We start from the raw sequence: 20,667 nt of genomic DNA, 5'->3' as shown, positions 1-20,667 counted from the left end.
GATCTTTTCTTTACTAGGTAATGAAATACTTCAAAGGATTTTCTCAATTCGTCCTTCCCTAGACATTGCATTCACTGCTTATTAGCTAACTGATCCCGATCTGGGGCTTGTGGCGGTTGCTCTAACCAACCGTTATCAATCATTATATTGGCTCCATCTTCTGCATATTGTACAATTTCCGCCATTAATCGAGAATAAAGAGCTCCTAAATCGCGTCTTGCACTTGTCCCAAGACTAGCCCCATAATGGCTAATTCCTATCGAAACTAACGCTGTTACATGAAACATCATCAGTTTATCGGAAAATGGGGCAACCGTTGAATCAGTTGCTTCAGCATCCCATTTACTAGCTGGAGGCAGGTGATCCTCACTTAATACAGAGCTGAAAATTTCAATATGTTTAGCGGAAATGTCTCTCCCTCTTACCATAAAATTACGAACCTCTTGAGACTTTGCTACTTGACTAAATCCCGTGACCAGTGCTTCTCCTAACATATTTCGTATCATACTAAAATAGATATTCGCTATTTCAATTGCATTAAGAGGTCTACGCTTGCCAAACCAACCTGTTAAATAACTTTGTTTTTGAACGTATTGAACCTGTTTTGGTTTTGGAATATGCGGAGATCTCGTATGGTTTCCCTTTGATAACAATACTTGTAATGCTTGGTTAAATAGTTGAGTGTATTCAGTTAGACAGTTGGTGAAATATTGACTTTGGTCTGTTCGAGAAGAATTAGCTAGAGCCATCCCATATGATTCAATTCCGATTTTGGCCATGTTGTGAATGTATGTAAGATAGAACGTATCCGTAAATAAAGGAGGGGCTTGTAAATTAAGATCCTCATTTTCGTTAAATCCATCCGGAATCGGAATTTGTTCTTCGTTAAATATAGTAGTTATTTGTAGAACATGTGATTGAGATAACTGTAACGCAAATTCTATAACGCTACGAATTTCTGTATCTTTAACGGTGGCTAGAGCATATTTAACAACACAAATGATCATCGTATCATTTAGGTAAGCCGTCCAAAGATTTGCCATTTCTGCAGATGTTAAATCAATATGATGTTTTGTTTCCATGAATTTGTTTCCTCCAACTATTTATTCGCTAGCAATAATATCTCCTGTGTTAAATTAATTATGTATATTTGAGCTGACCAAACCTTCGTAAATTTTATCTACGAGGGTTTTTTTATGCATCCTAAAGAGCACTTTGAATACGAATGACGAATAACTTGGGCTTTGACAGGCACGACTTTTATTGGAGATAGAATTAAATGGAAATGGAAAGTATACACTATTTTTATGTGAAAGGTATTAACGTTCCCATCATAATTTCAGTAAGAAGGGATGTTGTCATGAAAAAGCTTGGGTATCCGAGTGCACAAGGTTTATATCTGCCTGAATATGAACATGAAGCTTGTGGAATCGGAATGGTCGCTAATATAAATGGAAAAAAGTCACACGACATCGTGGAACATGCGATAACGATTTTATGTAATTTAGAACACAGGGGCGGACAATCTGCAGACATTAGCACGGGTGACGGCGCTGGTATTCTGACCCAAATTCCACATTCTTTTTTTGAGAAACAATGTGAAAAAGAAAATATTGAACTCCCTGAAGCAGGGAGGTATGGGATTGGTATGGTCTTTTTACCTCAGGACCCAGAGATTAGAAAAAGGGTCCAAAAATTAGTTAAAAACGTCATAGAAGAGGAAGGACAGACATTTCTAGGCTGGAGGACCGTACCAGTTAATGATTCTTATGTCGGTGACCTTGCCAAAAAATCAAAACCGTTTATACGTCAAATGTTTATCGCTCCTTCTGGCGACCTTAAAGATAGGAGTGATTTCGAAAGAAAATTATATGTGATCCGAAAACGATTAGAAAACGAAGTTTCCCCTTCTGATCTTGAACATCAAGAAGGTCTATACGTTTGTAGTTTATCATCAAGAACCATTGTGTATAAAGGCATGTTAATTCCAGAACAGCTTGATTCCTTTTATATTGACTTGAATCACCGTGACTTTAAGTCGGCATTAGCCCTTGTTCATTCGCGATTTAGTACCAATACATTTCCAAGTTGGGAAAGGTCCCATCCCAATCGATTTACCATCCATAATGGAGAATTTAATACCATTAAAGGAAACGTTAAATGGATGCAGGCTAGAGAAGCCCTCTGTGAATCTGAATTGTTTCGTGATAACGATTATCAAAAGCTGTTTCCGGTCATTGATACAGATGGCAGCGATTCTTCGATGTTTGATAATTGTTTTGAATTTCTGCATCTTTCTGGACGATCACTAGCTCATACGGCCATGATGATGATTCCTGAGCCATGGGCAAATGACGTAACAATGGATGATGAAAAGAAAGCATTCTATGAATTTCATAGCTGTTTAATGGAACCATGGGATGGGCCTGCGGCCATTGTATTTACAGATGGGAAACAAATAGGAGCATGTCTTGACCGAAATGGGCTGCGGCCTGCCCGGTATTATGTAACAAAAGACGGGATGATTGTTTTGGGGTCCGAAGTAGGTGCCTTAGATATTTTTGTTGATGATATTGAATATAAAGGCAGACTTCACCCTGGAAAAATGCTTCTTGTTGATTTAGAAAAGGGCAAAATTATTCCAGATGAAGAAATTAAAACGGAAATCGCGTCTGAACAACCATATAAAGATTGGTTGGCTAAGCATCTAGTTCGTATAGATGACCTGCCTGAAACGAGCCATCATAAAAAAGTTTTTACTATGGATGACCGAATGAAACAACAACTTGCCTTTGGGTATACAAACGAAGAGCTAAATAAAGTATTGAAGCCTATGGTAACGGACGGGAAAGATCCGGTTGGATCTATGGGGTATGATTCGCCGCTTGCGGTCTTATCTAAAAAACCACAACTCCTTTATAACTATTTCAAACAGCTGTTTGCGCAAGTAACAAATCCGCCAATTGATGCGATTCGAGAGGAAATTATTACTTCCGTAGTCACAACAATTGGACCAGAAAGAAACCTTATCAAACCTGAGCCTGAGAGCTGTAAACAAATTCAAATTCAAACCCCGATTTTGACGAATAGTCAGCTAGGCAAGCTGTATAAATCAAGTTTTAAGTGCGAAACTCTATCAATAAATTTTTCTGTTAAAGCTCCTCATTTTGAACAGATTTTAGACGATCTATTTTCGAAGGCTGACAACGCGATTGACAATGGGGCTTCCTTACTCGTTTTATCTGATCGCGGAGTCAATGCCGAATATGCAGCGTTGCCTGCCTTACTCGCCGTTTCTGGCTTGCATCATCACCTGATCCGAAAAGGGACTCGTTCCAAGGTAAGTATCATTCTTGAATCAGCAGAACCTAGAGAGGTCCATCATTTCGCAGCATTACTTGGTTTTGGGGCAGAAGCGATTCATCCGTATTTAGCATTTGAATCACTGCGAGGTTTGATTGAAATCGATGATATACGTGAAATGCAGGTTGAGGATGCGATTGATGTTTACATAAAGGCATCGACAGACGGAATCGTTAAAGTGCTATCGAAAATGGGGATTTCGACCATTCAGAGTTATCGTGGTGCACAAATCTTTGAGGCAATCGGAATTGACAAGGACGTTATTGATAAATACTTTACTCGAACTGCCACGCGAATAGGCGGAATCGGGTTAGATATTATTGCCGAAGAAGTGATGATGAGGCATAAAAGAGCCTTTGATGAGTCAAGAGGTGAGAAGAGGACATTGGAAACAGGTGATGATTTTCAGTGGCGCCACGACGGGGAAGATCATCAATACAATCCTCGGACGATTCACCTTTTGCAACAAGCTTGCCGAACAAATAATTACAAGCTGTTTAAAGATTATTCATCCTTACTGACAGATCCGAAGCATAATCTTCAATCGATTCGAGGCATGCTATCGTTTAAAAAACGAGAAGCGATACCGATTGAAGAAGTGGAGTCTATTGAAGAAATTTGTAAACGGTTTAAAACGGGAGCGATGTCTTACGGCTCCATCAGTAGTGAAGCCCACGAAGCGCTTGCCATTGCAATGAACAAAATTGGTGCCAAAAGTAACTCTGGAGAAGGGGGAGAAGACCCTAACAGATTTACCCCTGATCCAAATGGCGATCTGCGTCGTAGTGCGATTAAACAAGTTGCTTCTGGTCGATTCGGTGTGAATAGTCATTATCTTGTAAACGCCGATGAGATCCAAATTAAGGTGGCCCAAGGTGCTAAACCAGGAGAAGGGGGACATCTTCCGGGAAAAAAAGTATATCCATGGATTGCAGAGGTTAGAGGTTCTACACCAGGTGTAGATTTGATTTCACCACCACCGCACCATGATATTTATTCCATTGAAGATTTAGCTGAATTAATTCATAACTTAAAAAATGCAAATCCTTCTGCAAGAGTGAGTGTCAAGCTTGTATCAGAAGTTGGTGTAGGAACCATTGCTGCTGGTGTTGCTAAAGGGAGAGCAGATCTTGTTCTTATTAGCGGATATGACGGCGGAACTGGAGCAGCACCTAGAACAAGCTTGAAACATGCTGGGTTACCCTGGGAAATTGGGCTGGCAGAGACCCATCAAACCTTGCTCTTAAATCGTTTACGTGACCGTATCGTTGTGGAAACAGATGGAAAAATGATGACAGGCCGGGATGTTGTCATTGCTTCCTTACTTGGGGCGGAGGAATACGGATTTTCAACCGCACCGTTAGTCGTACTAGGATGTATTTTAATGCGAGTATGTCATCTTGATACATGTCCAGTAGGGGTAGCCACTCAAAACCCGGAACTGCGAAAAAAGTTTACGGGTGAACCTGAGCATGTTGCTAATTTTATGAGATTCATTGCAATGGAAGTGAGGGAACTCATGGCAGAACTTGGGTTCCGGACCATAAATGAAATGATCGGAAGGACAGATGTTTTAGAGACGAATAAAGCCATTACCCATTGGAAAACCAAAGGGATTGACTTATCGGCTCTTCTCTATCAGCCTGAAGTGCCTACACATGTTAGTCGTTATGCAACCGTTGAACAGGTTCACGGACTCGATAAAACATTAGACAAACAAGAATTAATCCCGTTATGTAAAGAAGCGCTTGAAAACCAAGAACCAATAGAGGCGACTTTATCGATACGGAACATTAACCGAGTGGCAGGAACCATGTTAGGCAGTGAAATTACGAAACGGTATGGTGCCAAAGGGTTACCTGAGGATACCATTCGCTTAACTTTTACAGGCTCTGCCGGGCAAAGCTTTGGTGCCTTTATTCCACCTGGATTAACCATGAGACTAGTGGGAGATGCCAATGATTTTATCGGAAAGGGATTATCAGGAGGAAAAATTATTGTTCGGCCTTCACGAAAGGCTACTTTTGTCTGGGAAAACAATATCATCGTCGGAAACGTATCATTTTACGGGGCAACTGCAGGCGAAGCCTATATCAGCGGAATTGCTGGAGAGCGCTTTTGTGTGAGGAACAGTGGTGCAAATGTGGTTGTAGAAGGTGTTGGTGACCATGGTTGTGAATACATGACAGGTGGAAAAGTCATTGTATTAGGAACAACCGGGAGAAACTTCGCAGCTGGTATGTCAGGTGGAGTTGCCTATGTATTGGATGTAACAAAGGATTTCCGAGTGAAATGTAATCAAGAGCAAGTATATCTTGATTCGATCCAAGATGGGACAGAACTCCAAACAGTCTATCAATTAATCGAAAACCATGTTCAGTATACACATAGTCCATATGGTAAAAAAGTGTTAGATAGATGGGCAGATATGAGTAAGAAATTTGTACGAGTGATTCCGAAAGATTATTTAGAGATGCAAGAGCGAATTAAAACCTTACGGGAAGGCGGGTTGAATGAACCTCAAGCAGCACTCCTGGCATTTGAAGAAAGCAAAAAAGCGGTGAATTCGATGAAAGATGGAGGGTGAACGATGGGAAAACCAACTGGTTTTATGGATTACGAACGACAACCAAGGCCCGAACGTGACCCTGTAACACGAACGGATGATTGGGACATTTATACGTTACCTCTTGAAGAAGAGGAATTAAAACAACAAGGTGCTCGTTGCATGGATTGTGGGATTCCCACTTGTCATACAGGAACGATCATAAACGGGATGACTTCTGGTTGTCCCGTCCATCACTTGATCCCAGAGTGGAATGATTTAGTTCTTCAAGGCCAATGGGAAGAAGCCCTAAAACGAGAACATAAAATGAATAACTTTCCTGAATTTACAGGATTGGCTTGTCCGGCTCCGTGCGAAGGAGCTTGCGTACTTGGAATTAATGAACCACCGGTTGCCATCCGGTCAATCGAGTTAGAAATTATTAGTAAAGGCTTTAAGGAAGGGTGGGTGAAACCGGAGCCACCAGAAACCCGAACGGATAAAAAGGTGGCCGTTGTTGGCTCTGGTCCAGCAGGTTTGGCTTGTGCTGCCCAGCTTAATAAAGCAGGACACCAAGTTACTGTTTTTGAACGTCATGATCGTGTTGGGGGCCTTTTAACGTATGGCATACCGGAAATGAAGCTTCCTTATTCTGTGGTTGAGCGGAGAGTCAATCTGCTTAAAGCAGAGGGGATTACGTTTATGACAAATACAGAGGTGGGCAAGGATTACCCAATTTCTGCGTTACAATCAGAATTTGATGCGATCGTTCTTTGTGGCGGTGCAACAAAGCACCGAGATATAAACGTAGAAGGGAGAGAGTTAAAAGGCATCCATTACGCAATGGATTTTCTTCATACGAATACAAAAAGTTTATTAGATTCTAACCTTGAGAACGGTGAATATATATCCGCCAAAGATAAAGATGTGGTTGTCATTGGCGGCGGGGATACAGGTGTAGATTGTTTGGCTACTGCTCTCAGACATAAATGCAAAAGCTTAACACAGTTTGACATTTATCAGAAAAAGGGTGAAGTTCGGGCTGATGATAATCCATGGCCGCAATGGCCGGTCATTCATCGGGTTGAATATGGTCAAAAAGAAGCGGTGGCTGTCTTTGGAGAGGATCCCCGCGCCTATGCCGTGATGACGAAAAAGTTTGTAGGCGATGAAAACGGTTATGTCAAAGAGGTTCACACCATTAACGTTGAAACGACAACCGATGAAAATGGTCAGCGAATTCGAAAAGAGATGCCAGGTACAGAAAAAATCTGGCCTGCTCAGTTAGTCTTACTAGCGATCGGATTTAGTGGTCCAGAGCCAAGCTTCCTTCAAAAAATGAATGTCGAAACAGATGAACGAACCAATGTAATGGCTGAGTATGGAAACTATAAAACAAATATCGAAGGAGTTTATGCAGCGGGTGATATGCGTCGAGGTCAAAGTCTAATTGTCTGGGCCATAAATGAAGGTAGAGAGGCTGCAAGGGAATGTGACAGATATTTAATGGGTGAAACTAATTTACCTTAGAACCATCCATTATATTAGATATAAAATGTCTGATAACAGTATCCAGGGAAGGGTAAAAAACAATCACATTTATTTTAAGTAACTACTGAGGATTGAACTCTGTATTGTACAGGGTTCAATCCTTTTCGTTCTAAAGTAAACATCCATGTATATTTACAGTTTAATCATTGTTCTTTTTACTTAAAGGTTAAACTAAGACCAACCGATATTGTTTTTTTTAGAAAACATGACTCTCCCAATCAGTATTAAGAAAGAAAATAGATTCATATTTTTATGCTTTTTCATAATGCATCCTCCTTATTTTGCAACGCCCGTTTGTTTTTCTAATTTGATCATAACACTGCACATTCATTTTTTTGCGTTTTATGTAAGGAGTTCTAACATGGTATTTTACATGTTATAGAATCAATCATTTTTAAAATTTTTTTTATTTTTTTAAACCTTTTTAAATCAATTGATAAAGCGTTTGCAACATGTTTGTAATGTGAGAGCAGTAAAAAAATTTGGAAATTAAGTATTTTATTTAACGTTTTCATGTGATAAAATTTGACGCAGATTAAAAAATAGAATTTTTTAATATTTTTGCGCAATTCAAAAATGTTGATTGTTTCAGTAACTTTCAATGAAGTTCACTGATTTTTCATTTAACCAAAACTTTGAGGGGGATTTTACTGAAAACAAGCGCAAGGAGTTAAACTCACGTATGGATGAAACATTGTCTATATAGAGATCCTTGGAAAGAGATTATTGAGAATGAAAAGACAACGAAGGAACTGTTTGAAACCGTGGGAATGTCTTAATTTTTTTAAAGGTATGCTTGGTGCGGATGTTAGTTTAACCGATTGGTGGTTTTGGAACCAAATTCCTGTATTAGTTGGCAACTTAGCAAGTGGATTTATCTTTACTGGACTAGCCATGTATTTAATTTATAAAAAAGATATTACAAAAGAAAAAGTATCTACATTTTCTAGTAATTTAAAGAGAGTTTCTTCCTAACTGTAGGTTTAAAATAAAAACAACCGATTATAAGAGGGTGCCCTAAAATTATTTTAGGCACTTTCTTTTTGTGAAACAAGAAAATTGCTAACGAGGCAGGTTAGTGAATTAAATATTTGTATCTGTCATGGTTTTGGATGATAATCTTAAATGGTGAGTACCTCATTTAATTTAAACAAGATAATACTAAAGAAAGGAAGGGGAGTAATGAACAAATATACGAGTTTAATTATTAGCCTCATTTTAATTCTGATAACTGGCTGCAGTTCAAATAATTTTGAGATCAAGTTAGTTACACCCAAATCATTTATACCAGATCAATCTACTCCCATACAAATTAAGATTTTAGATCGAGAAGGAAAACCAGTAAAAGGTGCGAAGGTTAGCGCAGATTTGGATATGCAAGGGATGAGTCATGGAGATATTTCTATGAAAATGCAGGAAACAGGAAATGGTGTATATGTTGGACAAGCTACATTTGAAATGGAAGGGGATTATACGGCTACCATTAAAATAGATGACAACGGAGAAAAATGGAAGGGGGAAAAAAGATTTTCGATTGTTTACAATCAAGCACAATAGTGTTGGTAACAGGATTTTTTATTGTATACAAAAAAGGGGGGACGGATCAGAAAAGCCGTCCCTCTGTTTCTTTTTCACCTATGCTCGAAAAATGAAATCGTTTCCATAAAATTTAATTGTTTACCCCTGAGCAAGGCTCAGGTTATAATAAAATTTATTATTTTGGTTTTCGAAATAAATGGAACGAGCAAAAAATACTTCTTTTATAGAAAGGCGATGGACATTGAATAAACCTAGTGGAAAAAAACGAATACAGCTTGCAATACTTCTTGGATCACTTGGATTGTTAGGACCCTTTACAATCGATACGTATTTACCGTCTTTTCCAACGATTGTAAAAGATTTTGATACGACGGCTTCACTTGTACAGATCAGTTTAACTTCCTGTTTATTAGGCTTGGGATTGGGGCAATTGGTTATTGGTCCTTTAAGTGATGTGAAAGGCCGCCGACAACCCTTGCTCATCTTTATTACCTTATACCTACTTGCTTCTATAACATGCGCGTTGGCGCCGAATATCTATTTCCTTATCATTGCTCGGTTAGTCCAGGGCTTTGCTGCTGCCGGAGGACTTGTGATTTCTAGAGCGATTGTTCGAGACCTCTTTAGTGGGAGGGAACTGACCAAGTTCTTTACGATGATGGTGTTAGTGGGGAACCTCGGGCCGATCGTTGCACCGATTGCTGGAGGGGGGATTCTGGCTTTTACCAATTGGCATGGTGTTTTTATTGCATTGGCTTGTGTAGGTGCGGTGCTGCTCTTCACGGTTGCTTTAAAATTAGAAGAAACGCTGCCAACAGAAAACCGTGTTCCAAGCAATTTACCACAAATAATGAACAACTTCGGTTCTTTATTCAGAGATCGAACGTTCATGGGGTACGCACTGACTCAAGGATTTACTGTTGCAGGAATCTTTGCCTATGTATCTGGGATTCCATTTGTCTATCAGAATATTTATGAAGTCACCCCGCAGCAATTTAGTTTATTATTTGGGACCAATGGATTAGCTTTAATTATTGGAAGTCAGTTGGTCGGCCGCTTGGCAGACACTATTTCGGAGCGGACTTTCTTAAAAATAGGTTTAGCCCTCGCTAATATAGCGGGTGCCGGTTTACTCATCGCTCTACTATTAAACGCACCACTTTTGGCAGTTGCGATTCCGATTTTCTTTTTTGTATCTTCCATCAGTATTATTGGAACCACTTCTTTTACTCTAGCGATTGAAAACCAAGGACATATTGCGGGTAGTGCCTCTGCATTATTAGGTTTATTGCCATTTGTACTTGGGTCATTAAGTGCTCCACTTGTGGGAATAGCAGGGGCGTATACAGGCGTTCCTATGGGCGTCATCATCTTTTGCTCAAGTTTTCTGGCTTTCCTTTCCTATTTTGTATTGGTACGAAAAGCAACGCTAGGGATACAACTATCCAATGACCAGTGCTAAGTAAAGAAACCCAGTATCTAAAAATATAAAATGAAAGGAGAACACATTTCGTTAACCTGCGAAAATTGTGTTCTCCTTTATTTATATACTATTAATCTTAATAAGAACATATAGTTTAGGATTTTTCCTTTCAATATATTTTTATTTAAGGTTAATCCGTATATCTTACACCTTTTAAGATCATATTGACCTTTAATTTAGTACCTTGGACAATATTTTTTCGAAATTCCTTTGCCTTTTTGAAGGCATCCATCATTCCTGATGCTAAAATCTTAATTTCTCTAGTACCCACCGGTTCTTCTAGAAGAAAAATATATTCTTTCATGCTGTTTCACCTCCCAAGTTGTAATTTTAATATAATTATATACGATTTTGTAAGCGATTACTAGATATTTTTGTGAACGTTTTCACTTGTTTAAAGCTGTTCTTATTGAACAAACGGGCAACTTTCCTATAATGAAGAAATTATCAGTCGCTTTTTCACTTTGTTCCCAAAATTATCCTTTAATGTACCATTATTCCAATCCTCAAATGAATATTAAATCAAACTACCACCTAATTTTAAGAAATTGAGAGATTTTCCTCTCTTTATAGAGGGAAGGTTGCATTAAGTTAATCGAAAAGAAACCAAAGATAGCGGATGTATAATTATTTAATGTGTTGAATAAATATTCATTATATGTTAATATAATAATAGTTTAAATTCTTCTGAGTTTAGACCTCCTAAAATGGACTTAGCCTAGACCACTAAGTTCAACTTTGACCTTTGATTTTATAAATCAAAGGTATTTTTTTGTTTGGATATAGTTGTAAATTGTCACTCATTCTACATAATTGTTGATTTAAATTGAATATAGTTGTGAAATTTTGTACTTAAACTAACGAAGCAGGTTAGTGGAAGAAGGAATCGTGATTTTAATGTAGAATATTTCTCTGAGGAGTGATTCTATGGATATAAGATTTTCGTTTGTTTTAGACACAGATGTACCAACTGGACCAGTATACTATGGATCTTAAATGAATGGTTATATAACAGGTAATTTAAATATTTATATAGATGAAAAATTATTTTTCGAAGAACCATTTACTAACCTAGCAGAACTAGGATGGAAACTGGGCAAATGGTTACAAAAGATTCGTAGTGGTGTTAGAGAGAATATGGACTTTGATACCATTGACCATGACGAGGCTATAATTAACTTTCTATATGAGGGTGAAGATTATTGGAGAATTTATTCAATTTGGCAAGAGTTTGAAACAGACAAATACAATTCCACAACTGTATTAGTAGAAGCTGTAACACATTATCTTCACGAATTGAATAAGGAACTTCACTCAATTGATTACTTTGTTACTCTGGATAAGTACCTTTAGTAAGTAATATCAAAGGAGTGAGGAAGGTAAAATGAATCAATCCTATTTTTATTTAAAACTAGAAACACATCAATTACATATGTCTTATAAAAATGAAAAACGTCGCGTGCGTGTTTTATTGCCGAAAAGTTATGATAAAGATGAGGCTAACAATTATCCAGTTGTCTATATGCATGATGGACAAAATGTTTTCTTCAGTAGTGAAGCTTATAGCGGGTATTCATGGAAAGTTATTCCGGCAATTAAACAAAACCCCGATTTTCCGAAGATGATTGTTGTTGGGATAGATAACGCTGAACAAGATCGAATTAATGAATATACGCCTTGGAAAATTACTGAAAGCCCACTTCCTGAAGATATTGAACTAGGCGGAAGAGGCGCGGAGTTTGCTGAGTTTGTCATGACAGTCGTGAAGCCGTTTATCGATAAGCATTACCGAACTAAATCAGATAAATATCATACAGCGATGATTGGCAGTTCACTTGGAGGAAATATTTCGGCTTTTATGGGTATTGAATATAAAGATCAAATTGGTGGTTTAGGCATTTTTTCTTTAGCCAATTGGATTACAAGTAAAGCCTTTGACAGTTATATTGCTAGAAAAGAGTTGGATCCTGAACAACGCGTGTACATTCAAGTTGGGACTCAGGAAGGCGATGATGCCGATCGACAATTGATGTATGGTAATATGAAGCAGGCATATATCGATTGCTCGCTTAAGTATTATAAACAACTGATAAAAGGCTCTGTTCCAATTGATAGCATTCGTTTAAATATTTTTGCGGATGAAGAACATAATGAAAAATCTTGGGCAAAACACTTGCCAGAATGTTTACGTTTCTTAAGTGAGAAGTGGTCTTGAATGAACTGAATAATTATATTTGACTGAATGTGATCTTGGGAGGAATCTATCACTTTTTTGAATATTTTTGGAAGTTTGTTTGATTATAAATTGAAATAATTGAACCTTAGTCGTGAAAATAATGAATTTTTTGATTCGGAGAAAGGAGCTTTTTTTATGAATTATATTTTGATATCACCATATTATCCAGGTAATTTTCAGTCATTTGCTCATCGTTTAAAAGACGCAGGTGTCAATGTTTTAGGAATTGGCGAAGAGCCATATGACCAATTAGGTTCCGAATTACAAAACTCTTTAACAGAATATTATCGTGTGAATAATTTAGAAGATGTAGATGAAGTGAAACGTGCTGTTGCATTTTTATTTTATAAACATGGTCCAATTGACCGCATTGAATCCAATAACGAATACTGGTTAGAACTTGATGCGCAGTTGCGTGAGCAATTTAACGTGTACGGCAATAAAACGAATGACTTGAAAAAAGTTAAGTATAAATCTGAAATGAAGAAGTTGTTTAAAAAAGCAGATGTGCCTGTTGTAGAAGGAAGAATCGTTAAAACTAAAAAGGAGTTATCTAATGCCATTGATGAATTAGGACTGCCAGTTATCGCTAAACCTGATAATGGAGTTGGATCAGCTGCAACCTTTAAATTAAGTTCAGAAGAGGCTGTACGTCATTTTGAAGAAGAATGGGGAGAAGCACAAGTGTACTTCTTAGAACCATATGTCGAAGGAGGCGTGCTTTGTACATTTGATGGTTTAGTGGATCAGAAAGGAGACATTGTTTTCCAAACAAGCTTTACATATAATGTGCCAACTTTGGAACTAGTTAATGGTCAGTTGGATTTAGCTTATGTGATTCAAAAAGAAATTGATCCAAAGCTCGAAACTTATGGAAAGGCGATTGTGAAAGCTTTTGGCATGAAAGAACGCTTTTTCCATATTGAGTTTTTTAAATTAGAAAATGGGGATTATGTTGCACTTGAATACAATAACCGCTTGGCTGGCGGCTACACGATTGATATGTACAATTTCGCGTACTCCATTGATTTATTTGCTCAGTATGCTTCTCTTGTGACAGGAGGAGAATTTAAGAAGTCCGATGCCAAAAACAAGTTTTGTGTCGGTGTAACACAGCGTGATGCGTATGAGTATAAACATGATACGAATGCTATTTATGAACGATTTGGCGACCGTGTGAAGTTTGAACAGCGCATGCCAGATGCGTTTGCGGAACTCCAAGGAAATCAATTTTATGCGATTAATGCAGATTCGCATGAAGAAGTGGATGACGTTATCCGTTTTGTACATGAACGAAAAAGTTTGGGAAAGGAGATTTTTCTATGCATATAGAACAGTTAAACCATTGGAGTGGCGAATTAGGACGTGAAATGCTGTTAAACAGATATGGACACAGTGGCATGCCAATCGTAGTTTTTCCTTCATCTGGAGGGACGCATTCTGAATACTATGATTTTGGAATGATTGATGTGTGTCATGACTTTATTGAATCCGGAAAAGTTCAATTTTTTACATTGGCTAGTATAGATAGCGAAAGTTGGATGCACGACTCAAAACCGGCGCATGACCGTGCATTAGCTCATGGAGCATATGACCGTTATGTGATTTCAGAAGCTATTCCATTTATTAAACATAAAACAGGTTGGTTTGATCCAATGATGACAACGGGGTGTAGTATGGGGGCATATCATGCGTTGAACTTTTTCTTGAGACATCCGGATGTCTTCCAAACCACCGTTGCACTAAGTGGTGTTTACGATGTGCGCTTCTTTTTTGGGGAATACGGAAATGATCCGCTTGTATACGAAAATTCACCGAGTGATTACATATGGAATCAAAATGACGGCTGGTTTATTGATCAATATCGTTCAGCAGATATCATTATTTGTACCGGGCTGGGTGATTGGGAACAGGATGGACTGCCTTCATACTATACATTAAAAGAAGCCTTTGAAGAAAAACAAATTCCAGCAGGGTTTGATGAGTGGGGCGAAGATGTTTCGCATGATTGGATTTGGTGGCGACGCCAAATGCCGTATTATTTAGGAAAATTACTTTAATAAAATGTCAAAAAAATATCAGTACGGTTGAGTCGCTGGTGTTTTTTGACAGGGATTTTTTGATTTTTAGGTAATAAATAATTGATGTCGTATTAAAAGTAGCAATAAAGTGGTAATAAACACTGAAATGTGGTGATAAAAGGCATTAAAATAACAATATACTGTCGTCGTTAAAAGAAACCCATATAATATATTATGGACAATATTCTCACAAAACATATAAACATTTAATATAAAAATAGACACCTTCGGTGTCTATTCTGGAGACAAAAACCCCACTATTCATAAGTTCTTCGCTTTATTAATTTGAGTAATCTCTAAAGTTTATGATGCTTACATATTTTTCTGTCTAAGATCAAATCTAGGGCAATTGGGCTTTGAGTTACATCCCAAAACTCTACAAGCATTAGCTCACTTAAATATTAGGTTTGAAGTCCATTTTCTATCTTATGGTGAAGAATTAAAATTAAATAAACCTTATTTTTCTTCTTCAAATAATTGGTGCTTGAGTTAAAGATCGCAGCTGCCATTGTGGCAGCTTTCTTGTTTAACTAAAGGGCAGGTGATATTGTGAGAAGATTTATTTTAATCTTATTGCTTTTGATTAATGTTTTTTACATAGCGAATTACCTTATCAATTTTGAAACTTTTGCATTAAACAATCTATGGATTGTCTTTTTTATTATAGGTTTTGGTTTATCCATTCTTTTTTTGTTTCGTTCAAGAAAGCAATCTGCCTATAATCCTTTATTATCAATTGCAGTTATAGTGGCAAGTATTAGTTCTTTAGGAGCTTTTGGTTTTCAATATTTTATTTCTAACCTTATGGGATAACAGATTTTCAAATAACCGGTGCGTTTCTACATTAAGTGGAGACGCTTTTTTACTAACCGGCAGGATAGATGAACATTAGTCTCAGCTTTTAAAAATTAAATTCCTATTATTTTGTTGTCCTAAATAAGTAGAATCGTCCGTAAATATACTGTGGATATGTTAAGACTTTAATTAGGATAGGAGTGAATAGGCAATTATGAAACAAACGATGCGCGTCCTTATTTTTGGTGCAAGCATTGCCGGTCCGGCACTCGCTTACTGGCTTCATCGTCATGGATTCGACGTAACTGTAATAGAACGTGCTCCTGCATTGCGCGCGGGTGGTTACGGGGTTGATATCCGTGGTGCAGCGATTTCCGTACTTAAGGGGATGGGTATACTCGATCAAGTTCGTGTAGCTGACACGAACATGACTGGTGTTTACTTTGTGAACAGCAAGTGTAAGATCCAAGGTCAAATAAGCGAAGCAAGTTTGGGGAACCAGCAGGGTCTGGACATCGAAGTCATGCGAGACGATCTAAGTAACATTTTGTACGATTTAACCAAGGATACTGTTGATTACATTTGGGGCGATTCGATTACCGCTATAAATGAGACTGAAACTGGTGCAGAAGTTCAATTTATTGATGACAAGCCACAGACATTTGACCTTGTCATCGGTGCAGACGGGCTTCATTCTAATATACGCACCTTAACTTTTGGAGATGAATCACAGTTTAAACGGACGCTTGGCTGTTATATCTCGATTTTCACTCTCGAGAATTACCTCAACCTGGACCACCGCCAACTGTTATATACGATACCAGGCAAAACTGTAGGTATGTGTAGCGCTCGTGACAATACCGAAGCAAGGGGTTTGTTCTTGTTCCAATCAGAGGCATTGAAGCACGACCGCAATGATACAGAATCTCAAAAGAAACTAGTAGAAAATGCCTTCTTAGGCGACTCAGGTTGGGAAACTTCGCATCTACTCAAAACCATGAAAGATGCGACAGACTTTTATTTTGACGAGGTTTGCCAGATTCACATGCCGACATGGTCAAAAGGGCGGATTACATTGGTAGGCGATGCGGCATATGGTCCATCTCCTCTATCAGGTCAAGGATCTAGCCTGGCGCTTGTCGGGGCTTATGTATTAGCTGGTGAACTTAAAGCTGCAGATGGCAATTTCGCCCGTGCATTTATTGCCTACGAACAAAAAATGAGAAAGTTTGTTGAGAAAAATCAAAAAATAGGACTAATAGCTGCCAGGAGTATGATTGAAAAATCAAACTTCAAAATCTTTCTACGCAATTTAATGTTGCACATTCCCCCGATTATGCTCGTACAATTTAAGATGATTTCAAAAATGATAGCCAAAGCTGCTAACGGGATCGAGCTGAAAGATTATTGATATGGATTTATTGGTTGGAGGGTTACTATCAACAAGTGACAAGATCAAAAAAGGCTGTCTATTTTCAGTAACCATATAAAATCCGAACAAATTTCTGTTTAGCCAGCTAAGCGCAAACATGCCCTTAAGCCCTTTAAAAATATTTTTAGTCTTCCGCAAGCTTGCGCGATTCTTTAGCAAGGATCGCTTTCTTTATTGATCTACCGTGGCAGTTTATTGTAGAGCAGTTGCTGATTAATTGGTAAAAAATCTATTGAGCAATTAATAGTTTGAACCTTATAAATTAATGAGGTATATTTATTACAAAATTTTCAGGTAATGGGAGTGGTCTATATGCTGAGATGTGCCTGGTGTATGAAAAAAATTAGTAATAACAAGGCAGTATTTGGGTTAAGTGTTAAGTTTGTAGAAGGTTTAGATTACACCGAAAGTGAAGGGGAAATAATACAAATAGGTCTCCGTACACGAAACACTAGTGTTCCTTTGATTGTAACAGCTAGAGAATCAGAAGCCAAATTACAAGGAACTGATGGTATATTTGCTTTATGTAGTGAGAATTGCGGAAAAAAAATGAAGGACACCTTAACTAAGGAAATAGCAATTTTTAAAGAATTTAAAGATATTGCTCTTCAATAATATTGAGAAGTTTAAACATAATTATTTCTGTTTAGATTGTGCGTTTCTATTAATAAAGGCGCTTTTTTATTAAGGGGGCTGGTTGAACAATAAGAAAAGGGAAAAAGAGACCTTACAACGAATTGATTCTTATAGTAAATTAATGTTATTTATTGGAGGTATTTATGCATCCTATATTAAATCAAATCGGTACAGTTTTTATTCCTGTAAGTAATATTGAAGAGGCTCGTAATTGGTATTGTGACATACTTGGTTTAGCAGCAGAAGGCGAAATATTATTTGGTCATTTGTTTATAGTACCTATGAATGGAACAGGGATTGTATTAGATAGCAAAATTTTTTCAGTTGAAAATATATTCAAAGCCCCACTATTTCATTTCAATACTAATAATATAGAAAATGCTTACTATTATATGAGGGAAAAGAAGGTAGAAATAACAACAGGAATAGAGCAAAACCAATGGTTTAATTTTAAAGACCCTGATGGCAATCATTTGATGGTGTGTATGTGTTAAAACCTTCTTAAGCTAACGGATGCTTATGTTAAAGATGGGATGGCTGCGGCGATCCGTTTTTTTATTTCACTAACGAAGCAGATTTGTTCAAGAATCGAGGGACTTTTTACATAAAAAACCCGCTAGAAAATAATTCTAGCGGGCATTTTTGTATAACGAAAAGTTCCACCGAATTGTTGTTATTTCTAAGAGTTATAAAAAAGTTTTTTAGGAAACAAAACACCAGTTGCCGCGATGATCGAACTTGTCTTAACTTTTTCTCCCAAAAAGGACAACAAAATTAAAGTATTTATAAATACAATCAACATCTTGAAATCCACTTTCTTTCAGCCAAGCAATTTGGTCCTCCAGCGTTGCCATTTTATCAAGTTCCATACGTTCGTTAGCAGCTTCAATTTCCTGCTTTGTTAATCCGCTCTTTTCAACTTTGTTTTTCCAATCATTTTTATATAGCGATTCTAACAATGGTGTAGAACCAAGGACTTGGTCAGCATTTATAAATACTCCATCTTGGTTTAATAAAGAAAACATTCTCTTGTACAACTTTCTTTTTTCTTCGTCAGATAGGTGGTGAATGGAAAGGGAAGAAATGATAAGGTCAAACTTTTCATTGAATTTATACTCTGTATAATCAGCAACCACATAATGAATATCATTATAATTTGCAAACCGCTTCCTTGAAACATCCATCATTTTTTCAGAAAGATCAATTAAGGTAATGTGGGCGTTTGGAAACTTTTCTTTAATGAAGGAAGAAAATAGTCCGGTGCCTGCACCAATATCCAGTACAGCTGGAGAATCATTTTTAGTTTCAATGATAGAAATGGGTATGGAGTAAAAATCATCAAAGCAAGTAATTAGTATCTTTCTTTGACGATCGTAAGCAGCTGCATTTTCATTGAATTTTTCTTTTATCCTTTGTTTGGTTGTGCTCATTCTGAAACCTCTCCTTTGATTAAGTAGATTGTAGAGCGATATATTCTATTTAGTAAATATTTAACTTAATATGAATTATAAGGAATTCGGTATATAATGAAAAATAACAAATTTAAGCACAATCAATAACAGTTAGTTATTAAAAAAAGGAATGTATTAGAAATGGATATAAAGTGGTTAAAAACATTTATCATCGCGGCTAGATATGAAAATTTTCGAAGAGCTTCTGAAAAGCTTTATTTAACACAACCGGCTGTTACTAAACACATAAAAAGGTTAGAACATCACCTTCACATTCAATTATTTGAACGGGTAGGCAAAAATGTTTCCCTTACCCCTGCCGGCTACAAGTTTCTTCCGGCAGCCATAGAGATTATTCAAAAATATGAAGAGGAGTTGGAGGAATTCGAAGGGTGGAAGCAAGGGTATAAACGTAAACTTATCATTGCTGTAGCTCCACAAATTGCAACCTCTTTACTTCCACCTTTTTTGCGTTTCTTTATTGATGAACATCCAGATATTGAGGTAATTATAAATGTTGTACGATCTTTTGAGATAGGTGAAGAAATTAGCCTTGGCAAAGCAGACATCGGCTTAACAAGAATGAAGCCTGTCCAATCGGATCTGTCCTGTAAGATCATTCATCGGGATCCAGTTGTATTGGTTGCACCGTTTCCTGAAGAAAGAGAGCAACATAAAACGTCTATCAATTAGAGGGAAATGCTTGAACAATACCGGCTTTTAACCAATAATCATCCTTCATATTGGAATCAACTATTATCCGAGATTAAAAAATACTATCCACGGATTCGTACAATTCCCGTTACACAAATGGAAATTACAAAACGGTTTATTGAAACGGGATTAGGTATTTCATATTTACCACTATCCATTGTACAGGAAGAATTAAAGAGTAGGAGGATGGTTGAAATAAAACCTGATAAAATTGTACCTCCTGCTTCCTTTACTTATATGATTACAAAAATAGAAACACCGGAAGCAAAGGAATTTATCACTTCCATAGCATCAGTCTTCGCTGAAAAAAGATAAATGAATTATTAAGCTATATAACCTCAAAATTCTATATTAATATCTTCATTACAAACATTATCTTGTTCCTTGTTTCACTACCATGAAAATTAACTTCTGTAATTCACAGAAAAAGGCAATACTAAAGAGGACGCAGCTCAATCATTTTTTAAAAAAGGGGAGAGCGCCAGATTCATTGATCTATGGTTTAGAAAGTAACTGGATTAAGAGGCTTTAGGTTCTTCTAACGTAACGGTGTATCCTAAACTTTCGAGTCGTCTCAGTGAATGCCGAACGATAGATTGTTGTCTCTGCTTATCAAAGTAGTCTTCGCCTAAGTCTACATACATTTCTTTTCGGGTTAAGAGATAATAAGAGATACGTAACATTGCGTGAGCGACTACAATCACAGCACGTTTCTTACCTTTTCGGGATGCTGTACGTCTATACAGTGCTTCGAGCTAGTTTTTGGATCCTCTTACCGAATGAGCTGCTTCTGTTAACGCCGATCTTAAATACTTATTTCCTTTTTTAGTTTTGGCTGATT

16 protein-coding genes and 1 pseudogene are annotated in these 20,667 nt (G+C 37.3%); 14 read left to right on the top strand and 3 right to left on the bottom strand.

Going from position 1 to position 20,667, the window contains the following annotated elements; all coding sequences use genetic code 11:
* Nucleotides 1–71: 71 nt before the first annotated feature.
* Complete coding sequence (locus ACSU6B_RS25505) at nt 72–1,082, bottom strand: DUF3231 family protein (protein ID WP_410889125.1); 1,011 nt, start codon at nt 1,080–1,082, stop codon at nt 72–74.
* Between the two features lie 278 nt (nt 1,083–1,360).
* On the opposite strand from ACSU6B_RS25505, the gene gltB reads away from it, so the two are divergent.
* From gltB to ACSU6B_RS25480, 5 genes are all read left to right on the top strand, one after another.
* Complete coding sequence (gene gltB / locus ACSU6B_RS25500; RefSeq protein ID WP_410889123.1) at nt 1,361–5,950, top strand: glutamate synthase large subunit; 4,590 nt, start codon at nt 1,361–1,363, stop codon at nt 5,948–5,950.
* 3 nt (nt 5,951–5,953) lie between these two features.
* Nucleotides 5,954–7,438 carry a glutamate synthase subunit beta gene (locus ACSU6B_RS25495; RefSeq protein ID WP_410889122.1) on the top strand — a complete coding sequence of 495 codons (1,485 nt, stop codon included), beginning with the start codon at nt 5,954–5,956 and terminating at the stop codon, nt 7,436–7,438.
* Nucleotides 7,439–8,191: 753 nt separating this feature from the next.
* Complete coding sequence (locus ACSU6B_RS25490; RefSeq protein ID WP_410889120.1) at nt 8,192–8,434, top strand: hypothetical protein; 243 nt, start codon at nt 8,192–8,194, stop codon at nt 8,432–8,434.
* A gap of 207 nt (nt 8,435–8,641) precedes the next feature.
* Nucleotides 8,642–9,016 carry a FixH family protein gene (locus ACSU6B_RS25485; RefSeq protein ID WP_410889119.1) on the top strand — a complete coding sequence of 125 codons (375 nt, stop codon included), beginning with the start codon at nt 8,642–8,644 and terminating at the stop codon, nt 9,014–9,016.
* Nucleotides 9,017–9,239: 223 nt separating this feature from the next.
* Nucleotides 9,240–10,460 carry a Bcr/CflA family multidrug efflux MFS transporter gene (locus tag ACSU6B_RS25480; RefSeq protein WP_410889118.1) on the top strand — a complete coding sequence of 407 codons (1,221 nt, stop codon included), beginning with the start codon at nt 9,240–9,242 and terminating at the stop codon, nt 10,458–10,460.
* A gap of 151 nt (nt 10,461–10,611) precedes the next feature.
* Here the strand turns inward: ACSU6B_RS25480 and ACSU6B_RS25475 are convergent, their stop codons facing one another.
* Nucleotides 10,612–10,785 carry a hypothetical protein gene (locus tag ACSU6B_RS25475; protein ID WP_214711564.1) on the bottom strand — a complete coding sequence of 58 codons (174 nt, stop codon included), beginning with the start codon at nt 10,783–10,785 and terminating at the stop codon, nt 10,612–10,614.
* 692 nt (nt 10,786–11,477) lie between these two features.
* Here ACSU6B_RS25475 and ACSU6B_RS25470 point away from each other — a divergent pair.
* The 8 genes from ACSU6B_RS25470 (at nt 11,478) to ACSU6B_RS25435 (ending at nt 18,155) form a co-directional block, all read left to right on the top strand.
* The gene (locus ACSU6B_RS25470; protein WP_410889116.1) at nt 11,478–11,834 is read left to right on the top strand and encodes a DUF7878 domain-containing protein; all 357 of its coding nucleotides are present in this window, start codon (nt 11,478–11,480) and stop codon (nt 11,832–11,834) included.
* 31 nt (nt 11,835–11,865) lie between these two features.
* Nucleotides 11,866–12,696: an alpha/beta hydrolase gene (locus ACSU6B_RS25465; RefSeq protein ID WP_410889114.1), complete on the top strand. Its 831-nt coding sequence runs from the start codon at nt 11,866–11,868 to the stop codon at nt 12,694–12,696.
* Between the two features lie 156 nt (nt 12,697–12,852).
* Entirely contained in the window at nt 12,853–14,049 is a 1,197-nt protein-coding gene (locus ACSU6B_RS25460) for an ATP-grasp domain-containing protein (protein ID WP_410889112.1), read from the top strand.
* Nucleotides 14,040–14,777: an esterase family protein gene (locus ACSU6B_RS25455; RefSeq protein WP_410889110.1), complete on the top strand. Its 738-nt coding sequence runs from the start codon at nt 14,040–14,042 to the stop codon at nt 14,775–14,777. Before ACSU6B_RS25460 ends, ACSU6B_RS25455 begins: the two co-directional genes overlap by 10 nt.
* Nucleotides 14,778–15,347: 570 nt before the next feature.
* Nucleotides 15,348–15,611 (top strand): hypothetical protein, encoded by a 264-nt coding sequence (locus ACSU6B_RS25450; protein WP_410889109.1) that lies wholly within the window; start codon nt 15,348–15,350, stop codon nt 15,609–15,611.
* 196 nt (nt 15,612–15,807) lie between these two features.
* The gene (locus ACSU6B_RS25445) at nt 15,808–17,004 is read left to right on the top strand and encodes an FAD-dependent monooxygenase (protein ID WP_410889107.1); all 1,197 of its coding nucleotides are present in this window, start codon (nt 15,808–15,810) and stop codon (nt 17,002–17,004) included.
* Nucleotides 17,005–17,358: 354 nt separating this feature from the next.
* Entirely contained in the window at nt 17,359–17,640 is a 282-nt protein-coding gene (locus ACSU6B_RS25440; RefSeq protein WP_410889105.1) for a hypothetical protein, read from the top strand.
* 164 nt (nt 17,641–17,804) lie between these two features.
* A complete protein-coding gene (locus ACSU6B_RS25435) occupies nt 17,805–18,155 on the top strand; it encodes a VOC family protein (protein ID WP_410889104.1) in 351 nt (116 codons plus the stop codon).
* A gap of 249 nt (nt 18,156–18,404) precedes the next feature.
* On the opposite strand, the gene ACSU6B_RS25430 is transcribed toward ACSU6B_RS25435, so the two are convergent.
* Nucleotides 18,405–19,091: a class I SAM-dependent methyltransferase gene (locus ACSU6B_RS25430; protein ID WP_410889103.1), complete on the bottom strand. Its 687-nt coding sequence runs from the start codon at nt 19,089–19,091 to the stop codon at nt 18,405–18,407.
* 162 nt (nt 19,092–19,253) lie between these two features.
* Between ACSU6B_RS25430 and ACSU6B_RS25425 the strand changes: the two are divergent.
* Nucleotides 19,254–20,141 (top strand): annotated as a pseudogene (locus ACSU6B_RS25425) (LysR family transcriptional regulator).
* Nucleotides 20,142–20,667: the final 526 nt, after the last annotated feature.

The sequence above is a fragment of the Neobacillus sp. C211 genome, from assembly GCF_051842875.1.
Taxonomy (GTDB): Bacteria; Bacillota; Bacilli; order Bacillales; family Cytobacillaceae; genus Neobacillus.
Note: the sequence above shows the minus strand (reverse complement) of the source record. Positions and strands in the feature narration are given on the sequence as shown.

Bases quoted from the DNA above. Each gene is read 5' to 3' on its own strand.
- ACSU6B_RS25505 (WP_410889125.1), bottom strand. From the start codon at position 1,082: ATGGAAACAAAACATCATATTGATTTAACATCTGCAGAAATGGCAAAT.
- gltB (WP_410889123.1), top strand. From the start codon at position 1,361: ATGAAAAAGCTTGGGTATCCGAGTGCACAAGGTTTATATCTGCCTGAA.
- ACSU6B_RS25495 (WP_410889122.1), top strand. From the start codon at position 5,954: ATGGGAAAACCAACTGGTTTTATGGATTACGAACGACAACCAAGGCCC.
- ACSU6B_RS25490 (WP_410889120.1), top strand. From the start codon at position 8,192: ATGAAAAGACAACGAAGGAACTGTTTGAAACCGTGGGAATGTCTTAAT.
- ACSU6B_RS25485 (WP_410889119.1), top strand. From the start codon at position 8,642: ATGAACAAATATACGAGTTTAATTATTAGCCTCATTTTAATTCTGATA.
- ACSU6B_RS25475 (WP_214711564.1), bottom strand. From the start codon at position 10,785: ATGAAAGAATATATTTTTCTTCTAGAAGAACCGGTGGGTACTAGAGAA.
- ACSU6B_RS25470 (WP_410889116.1), top strand. From the start codon at position 11,478: ATGAATGGTTATATAACAGGTAATTTAAATATTTATATAGATGAAAAA.
- ACSU6B_RS25465 (WP_410889114.1), top strand. From the start codon at position 11,866: ATGAATCAATCCTATTTTTATTTAAAACTAGAAACACATCAATTACAT.
- ACSU6B_RS25460 (WP_410889112.1), top strand. From the start codon at position 12,853: ATGAATTATATTTTGATATCACCATATTATCCAGGTAATTTTCAGTCA.
- ACSU6B_RS25455 (WP_410889110.1), top strand. From the start codon at position 14,040: ATGCATATAGAACAGTTAAACCATTGGAGTGGCGAATTAGGACGTGAA.
- ACSU6B_RS25445 (WP_410889107.1), top strand. From the start codon at position 15,808: ATGAAACAAACGATGCGCGTCCTTATTTTTGGTGCAAGCATTGCCGGT.
- ACSU6B_RS25440 (WP_410889105.1), top strand. From the start codon at position 17,359: ATGAAAAAAATTAGTAATAACAAGGCAGTATTTGGGTTAAGTGTTAAG.
- ACSU6B_RS25435 (WP_410889104.1), top strand. From the start codon at position 17,805: ATGCATCCTATATTAAATCAAATCGGTACAGTTTTTATTCCTGTAAGT.
- ACSU6B_RS25430 (WP_410889103.1), bottom strand. From the start codon at position 19,091: ATGAGCACAACCAAACAAAGGATAAAAGAAAAATTCAATGAAAATGCA.